Source organism: Soehngenia saccharolytica DSM 12858 (assembly GCF_059568515.1).
The window spans coordinates 1-1,593 of record NZ_JCANTN010000067.1 but is presented as its reverse complement, the minus strand read 5'-3'; the positions used below and the strand labels follow the sequence as shown (position 1 = coordinate 1,593).

Below are 1,593 nucleotides of genomic sequence, written 5' to 3'. Positions count from 1 at the left end.
TTTCCTATCACTTTTGGTGTTTCGCCAGGTAGAAGAAGTCCAGATACCTCATAATCTAATTCAATTAGTTTCCTAATAATTGTACTCCCCAAGTGTCCAGCAGCTCCTGTGACAATATATTTTCGCATCTTTTTTTCTTGAGAATTATTTTTCATATAACTGGACTCCCCTTTCAAATCAAAAATAACATTATATACAATATGATTATATCGCGGGCATCATTGGTTTACAATTAGGATATTTGATATATATATATCTTTTTAGGTTAGTTAATCACATTACAATGCTAGTCTAAGTGTAAAATAATTACCTTCTAACAATTAATTGACATTATTATAAAATTCATGATATATCTTTTTATAAATACATCAAGAAAGGAGAAATTTATGGATATGCTAAATGTTATTACTGTTATTATTAGTATTTTAAGTTCATCAATTTTCACCCTTATATTATCATCTTTTATTATTGAACCTATGAGAGAAAAGAAAAGATATATATTTAATGAAAAGAAGAGATTGTATATTTCTCTTATTATTTTTGCTCAAATTGTTTTATACCCAAAAGAAGCAAAATACTCCTTAAGTGTAAAACTATATAATATTCAAGAATTGCCAGATGAAGAAAATGTTAAAAATGCTCTAAATGATTTGTGCATGGCAATTCCTCGTTTAAGATTAATAACCAAAAATCAAAGGATTATTGAAGTAACAGAAAGTTTTGTTGAAAAGAAGGATGAAGAAACTTTTAATTGTCTTGTTAATCTGCTACAAAAAGATTTATATAAATAAAAAAATTTAATTACGGGCAGTTTGTTTCTCTACATGCCGCACTTGAAAACATAAGATATTTCACTGTAGAGATCAATTCTGAAGATTTATAGATAGAGATAGGCGTATATCTAGATGAAACCTATGACATAGATTCAGTAAAAGACATATACCTAGCAGGAGACGAAGCCAATTGGATTAAAAGTGGACTTAGTATTATAAAAGGTAATAAATATGTAAAAATAATAACTGCTCACACTAATAGTCTAGAAAACCCAATAAATATAAATAAGCCACTATGGAATAATATTAAAAGAGGAAATAAAAAACAAACAATGGAAATTATTAACTTTGCAATAGAAGAAACACCAATACAAAGTGGTAGAGTGTAGTAGTAGAGGTAGATATAAAAATAGAAATTCCATATATATCAAGAACAGAATGCAGATGGCTTAAAGATATGCTTAAAACCTCAAGTTTTTAAAGCTTAATATACTTAAAATACAATATAAATAAAATATAAATATGTACCAAATAGGGTATTAAGATAGGTTTATTAAGGTAGGTTAAAATTATAAATTATTACATTATGAGATTAAGGGGTTATTATTTTAATATTATTTTAGAAAACTATTTAATTGTTTTCCAACAATTAATTGACATTATCATATAGTATTAAATGTATTGATTAATATATACATTTGTGGTACATTGAAGACAAAACCAGTTATTAAACGTCAAGAAGTAATATAGTTTATTTTGCCTTTGCGATTATAGAATTTCTTTCAGAACCAGTCAAGGGGGAAATCGCCCTTGACAGAAC

At 26.6% G+C, this 1,593-nt stretch carries 2 protein-coding genes; both read left to right on the top strand.

What is annotated here, in order from left to right; genetic code table 11:
* Window positions 1-386: 386 nt before the first annotated feature.
* Window positions 387-791: a hypothetical protein gene (locus BO51_RS10065; RefSeq protein ID WP_496486307.1), complete on the top strand. Its 405-nt coding sequence runs from the start codon at window positions 387-389 to the stop codon at window positions 789-791.
* A gap of 92 nt (window positions 792-883) precedes the next feature.
* A complete protein-coding gene (locus BO51_RS10060) occupies window positions 884-1,162 on the top strand; it encodes a UPF0236 family transposase-like protein (protein WP_496486309.1) in 279 nt (92 codons plus the stop codon).
* Window positions 1,163-1,593 lie beyond the last annotated feature (431 nt).

What these genes read in the sequence shown, in the direction of transcription:
- BO51_RS10065 (WP_496486307.1), top strand. Translation starts at nt 387, where the DNA reads ATGGATATGCTAAATGTTATTACTGTTATTATTAGTATTTTAAGTTCA.